Annotated in this window: 5 protein-coding genes and 1 pseudogene; all 6 read right to left on the bottom strand. The window is 63.8% G+C overall.

Going from position 1 to position 5,599, the window contains the following annotated elements; genetic code table 11:
* A partial coding sequence (locus tag DBR12_RS05555) for a pirin family protein (RefSeq protein WP_199226633.1) occupies positions 1 to 332 on the bottom strand: 332 nt, incomplete at its 3' end.
* A gap of 218 nt (positions 333 to 550) precedes the next feature.
* Positions 551 to 1,351 (bottom strand): enoyl-CoA hydratase/isomerase family protein, encoded by an 801-nt coding sequence (locus DBR12_RS05550; RefSeq protein ID WP_108616344.1) that lies wholly within the window; start codon positions 1,349 to 1,351, stop codon positions 551 to 553.
* Between the two features lie 105 nt (positions 1,352 to 1,456).
* Positions 1,457 to 3,259, bottom strand: coding sequence for a long-chain fatty acid--CoA ligase (locus DBR12_RS05545; RefSeq protein ID WP_108616345.1), 1,803 nt, complete (start codon positions 3,257 to 3,259; stop codon positions 1,457 to 1,459).
* A 5-nt stretch (positions 3,260 to 3,264) separates the two neighbouring features.
* A complete protein-coding gene (locus tag DBR12_RS05540; protein WP_056742497.1) occupies positions 3,265 to 4,083 on the bottom strand; it encodes an ABC transporter ATP-binding protein in 819 nt (272 codons plus the stop codon).
* Between the two features lie 13 nt (positions 4,084 to 4,096).
* Complete coding sequence (locus DBR12_RS05535; RefSeq protein ID WP_108616343.1) at positions 4,097 to 5,275, bottom strand: ABC transporter substrate-binding protein; 1,179 nt, start codon at positions 5,273 to 5,275, stop codon at positions 4,097 to 4,099.
* A 17-nt stretch (positions 5,276 to 5,292) separates the two neighbouring features.
* A pseudogene (locus DBR12_RS05530) lies at positions 5,293 to 5,599 on the bottom strand (branched-chain amino acid ABC transporter permease); the annotation flags it as partial.

Here is a 5,599-nt window from a genome sequence, read left to right as displayed (position 1 = left end):
CCCCAGCCTGCGCTCATGCGCTGCACATCGCCGGGGCGCAGGATGCCGGTGGGGGCGGGCGAAGGGGTGGCGCTGTCTGTATGGCTGCGTTGCGCCACGTTGTCCTGGTGGGCCAGTGCGCCGCTGAGCACGTAGCTCACGATCTCCATGTCGCGGTGCCCGTGGCTGCCAAAGCCCTGGCCGGGGGCCACGGTGTCTTCGTTGAGCACCAGCAGATTGCCGTGGCCCTGGTGGCGCAGGTCAAAGTAGCTGCCAAACGAAAAGCTGTGGGCGCTGTGCAGCCAGCCGGTGGAGGAGCGGCCCCGGTCTGCGGCGGCGCGGACGGTGATCACGGTGAAGGTGTCCTGCTGTTGGCGAAAGGGTTGTGCACATCGGGCGACGGCATGCGCCAACTGTAGAGGGCGGAGCCACCCGGATAAACGGGCCGCACGCAAACGGAATGTTCCGGAAACGAGGCCAATATGGGCCCGTGAGAATGGTGCGCGAGCTGGCGCGTGTCCTGCGTTGGAAGTTCTTTGTGAAGCGCGTTTTCAACGCAGAACCCTGGGCGCTACCGGCCCGCAAACGACGGATTCTGGCGCTGGTGAAACGCCTCCACTCCCGTGCGAAAGTCCTCCGTGCTTGCGCAGCGCACAAACGCGTCCTTTTCGGCGGCCAGCTGTTCGGGCAGCGTGCGCTCCATCGATTCGCGCATGAGGCGCTTCATGGCGCCATAGGCCAGGGTAGGCCCGGTGGCCAGGCGCTGGGCCAACGTGGTGATGGCGGTTTCCAGGTCCGCCGCAGGCACCACACGGTTGACGATGCCAAGGTGCAGGGCGTCGTCTGCTGTGAAGGCTTCGCCCAGCAGTGCGATCTCCAGCGCCTTGCGTGTTCCCACGATGCGCGGCAGTGCCCATGAGGCCCCGACATCGCAGCTGGTGCCGAGGTTGATGTAGGCCAGGTTCAGTCGTGTGCCTTCGGCAACGATCACATAGTCGGCCATCAGCAGCAGGCTCAGGCCCGCGCCGGCGGCCACACCATGCACCTGGGCGATGACGGGCGCATTCATCTGCAAGAGCAGTTGCAGTGCGGCGTTGAGCGGCGTGAGGATGTCGATGGCACCTTGCACCGGGTCGGCACGCAGGGTGGCCAGATCGCCCCCGGCCATGAAGCTCCGGCCATTGCCACACAGCACCACGGCACGCACGCCAGGGTCGGCGGCAACGGTCTGCACCGCGTCGAGGAAGGCGTTGGCCATGGGCACGTCGATGGCGTTGAGCGCCTCGGGCCGGTTGAAGCGCAGCGTGGCAACGGCGCCGTTGCGCTGCAGCAGCAGCGGCTGTGTGGCGGTGGGGGTGGCGGTGTTTTTCATTTCAAATTGGCCCTCTGCGCGCAACAGTAAAGCGTTTCTAGCTCTTTTTTTTATAGTGAATGGCCTCGGTGGTGCTGCCGCATCCGTTCATACCGTCACGAGCTCTCAGTGGTACAGCGCCTCAATCTCGGCCGCATAGGTCTTGTAGATGCTTGCGCGGCGCACTTTCATGGTGGCGGTCACCTCGCCGTCGTCGTGGTCCAGCTCCTTGGTGAGCAGGTGGAACTTGCGGATCTGCGAGACCTGCGCCAGGCGCTGATTGCCCTGGTTGATTTCGGAGTCGATGAGGCCACGCACCTCGGGGTGCTCCACCAGCGAGCGAAAGTGTGTGAACGGAATGCGCCGCGCCTCGGCCCATTTGCCTACGGTATCCATGTCGATCATCACCAGCGCGCCTACAAACTTGCGCGCCTCGGCCACGATGATGCATTCCTTGATGAAGGGGCTGCCTTTCATCGTGTTCTCGATCTCGGACGGTGTGAGGTTTTTGCCACCGGCGGTAATCATGATGTCTTTGAGGCGGTCCACGATCTTGATTTGGCCGTGTTCCTCGCGCACCACGTCGCCCGTGTGCAGCCAGCCGCCGATGATGCTGCTGGCCGTGGCCTCGGGGTTCTTGTAGTAGCCAGCAAACACCATGTCGCCTTGGATCTGCAGCTCTCCGTTGTCGGCAATGCGGTGCTCCACGCCCTGCGTGGGCACGCCCACGGTGCCCACCACCACATGGTCCAGACGGTGGCCCGTAACCATGCCGGTGGATTCGGTGAGGCCATACACCTCGATGAGCGGCACGCCCAGCACGCGGAAGAAGCGCACCACGTCGGGCGGGATGGGCGCGGCGCCCGTGAGCGCCACATGGGCATTGCGCAGGCCGATGAAGTTCTGCAGCGCGCGAAAGACGAGCCAGTAGCTCGCGGCAAAGGTGAGCTTGTCGGCAGCGCTCCAGGCACTGCGCGGCTTTTCGGCCAGCGGCTTGCAGGCGTTGTAGGCCTTGTGGAATAGCGTGCGGCGCAGGCCGCCCGTTTCCTGTAGCTTGATGTGGATGGCGGCGTGCAGCTTTTCCCATATGCGTGGCACGCCCAGGAACATGGTGGGCGCGACTTCGCGCAGGTCTTCCTGCACGGTGCGGATGGACTCGCCAAAGTTCACCTGCGAGCCGATGTACACGGGCACAAAGCTGGTCAGCATCTGCTCGGCCACATGGCACAGCGGCAGGTACGACAGGTGGGTGGTGCCTTGCGACAGCTCCAGCCGGTCCACGATGCCAGGCACCACGCCCCGGATGTTGCGGTACGAAATCATCGCGCCCTTGGGCTTTCCGGTGGAGCCCGAGGTGTAGATCATCAGGCCCACGTCATCCAGCCGCTGGCGTGCGAGCGCTTCGTCGATGATGGCTTGCTGGCCCGACGCTGCGCCCAGCTGCTCGACCTCGTCAAAGGTGGTGATGAACTGCCGCACTTCGGGCGCAAAGCTGCGCAGGCCCTTGGTCTCCATCACCACGATCTTTTTCAGGCGCGGCAGCTCGGGCAGTGCGGCTAGCAGCTTGTCCGTTTGCTCCTGGTCTTCGCAGACCATGATCTCGATGTCGGCATGGCCCACCACATAGGCCACTTCGTTGGTGGGGCTGGTGGGGTACACGCCCACCGTCACGGCGCCTACCAGGCCTGCGCCCATCTGTGCCAGCACCCATTCGATGCGGTTCTCGGAGATCACGCCCACGTGCCCGCCTGCAGGCAGGCCCAGGGCGCGCAGGCCCAGGCCGAAGTGGCTGGCGCGCTGGTGGTAGTGCACCCAGGTGAAGGGCTTCCAGATGCCGAAGTCCTTTTGCCGGATGGCGATGCGCTCGGCATCGGTGCGTGCGCGTTCGCGCAGCATCTGGGGCAGGGTGAGGTCGGGGAGGGCATGCATGTTCATTACGACAGCCACCTTTTACGGCGCTTGTAGTGCTTGATGTCTTTGAAGCTTTTCGCTTCGCCACCACCACCCATGCCCAGGTAGAACTCGCGCACATCGGGGTCGTTGGCCAGCCGTTCGGCCGTGCCGTCGATTACGATCTTGCCGTTCTCCATGATGTAGCCCCGGTGCGCCACGGCCAGCGCCACGGTGGCGTTCTGCTCCACCAGCAGCATGCTCGTGCCACGCTCGGCGTTGATGCGCGCGATGATGGTGAAGATGTCTTCGACCAGCTTGGGAGACAAGCCCAGGGAGGGCTCGTCGAGCAGGATGAGCTGGGGTTGCGCGATGAGTGCGCGGCCGATGGCCAGCATCTGCTGCTCGCCGCCTGACAGGTACCCGGCCAGGCCCTTGCGCCGCTCATGCAGGCGCGGGAAGTAGCTGTAGACCAGATCGAAATCCGGCGTTGCACCGCTGCGCCCGGTGAGTGCATAGGTCGCCGCCACCAGGTTCTCTTCGACCGTGAGGTCTTCAAACACGCGGCGGCCTTCCATCACATGGCTCAGGCCGTTGCGCACCAGTTGCTGCGGGGCCACCGCCGCCGTGGGCTGCCCGTTGAAGTGGATGCTGCCGCTTTCGACCACACCATCCTCCAGCGCCAGCAGGCCCGAGATCGCCTTGAGCGTGGTGCTTTTGCCCGCCCCGTTGCTGCCCAACAGCGCTACGATCTGCCCACGCGGCACAGCCAGCGACAGGCCGCGCAGGGCCTGCACCACCTTGTTGTAGATGACCTCGATGTTGTTGACTTCGAGGACGTGGGCCGGGGTTGGCTGGGTCATGGCGCAGACAAGGTCAGAGTTTGATCCAGTCGGAAGCGGCGACCATCTTCTGGGCCTTCATGTCGGCACGGTACACGCGGCCCACCGGGATCGAATTGCCGCTGATGGTGATCGGCACGCCGATCAGCCCGCCGGTGTCGAAGTCTTTGATGCTGTTGAGTGCGGCCTTGAGGTTCTTGCCGTCCAGTGGTTTGCCCGCATCCAGCGTGCGCTTTGCTGCCTCGGTGAACAGCATGGCGGCCAGGAAGCCCTGGATGTAGGCCGTGCTCTGGTACTCGGGCCGTAGCGCGCGGATCTTCTCCAGCATGGGCGCTTTCTCGGTGTCGTAGTAGTAGCGATAGGGCATCACGCCCATGAAGCCGTCAGCGGCCTCGCCCATCTTCATCACGGTGGAGCTGTCCATGGTCCAGAAGGTGCCCATCCACTTGCTCGTCATGCCTTGCTGCTTGCCCTGGGTGATGAACTCGGGAATGGGCGCGAGGATGTAGCCGTGGAAGATGGTGTAGTCGGGCGCAGCGCGCCGCAGCTTGATGACTTCGGTGGACACATCCACGCTGCCAGCGGGCGTCATGATCTTGACGGGCACCGACAGGCCAAGTTTCTTGGCTTCGGCCTCGCTTTTTTCGATGGGATCGCGGCCAAACTCAGAGTCGGAGTACACAAACGCCACCTTGGCGCCGGGCTTCTCTTTGGCGATGTGCTTGAGCAGGATGCCGAACATCTCGGTGTAGTCGGGGCCCACGAGGAACTGGTTCGGGTACTTGGCAGGGTCGTTGAGTTCGGACGCGAACGAGGCCCCGGCCATCAGCGTGGTGCCCGCGCGGTCCAGCTCGGGGTTGATGGTTTTGGAGAAGCCCGTGGAGTCGCCGTAGTACAGATGGACCTTGTTCTGGCTGGTGATTTTTTTGTACGCAGCCACTGACACATCGACCTTGTAGCCCGTGTCCTCAGGCACGTACTTGAGCTTGCGGCCTTTGATGCCGCCTGCGTCGTTGACCATCTTCACGTAGTCGCCAATGCCCGCGTTGATGCCCACACCTGCAAATGCGAACACGCCGGTGAGCGGAATGGAGCCGCCAATCACGATGTCTTCGTTCGACTGCGCCAGCACCGACAGCGGGCTGGTCAGTGCTGCGGCGCCAGCGGCGGCCAGCAGTGTGCGGCGGCGTGGGCAGGTGGGTGTCTTGTGCATGCGTGTCTCCTGGATGTTTAGTTTCTGAAAGGCCAGAGATGGAAGAAACGACGGACGCGCCGCCACACTTCGGCCAGGCCATGGGGCTCGAAGACGAGAAAACCGATGATGAGCAGGCCAAAGATCACGGTGCGCACGGGCGATAGGAATACGGTGAGTTCCGTGCCGCCAGGCAGCAGGCCCACGACGAGCTTGAGCAGCTCGGGCACCATGGTCATGAACACCGCGCCCAGGATGCCGCCCAGGATGGAGCCCATGCCGCCGACGATGATGGCCGCCAGAAAGAAGATGGACATGAGCAGCGGAAAACTCTCGGGCGTGACC

It is taken from the genome of Acidovorax sp. HMWF029, assembly GCF_003060895.1.
GTDB lineage: Bacteria > Pseudomonadota > Gammaproteobacteria > Burkholderiales > Burkholderiaceae_C > Acidovorax.
The sequence above is the reverse complement of the archived record's forward strand: the minus strand, read 5'-3'. Positions and strand labels throughout refer to the sequence as shown.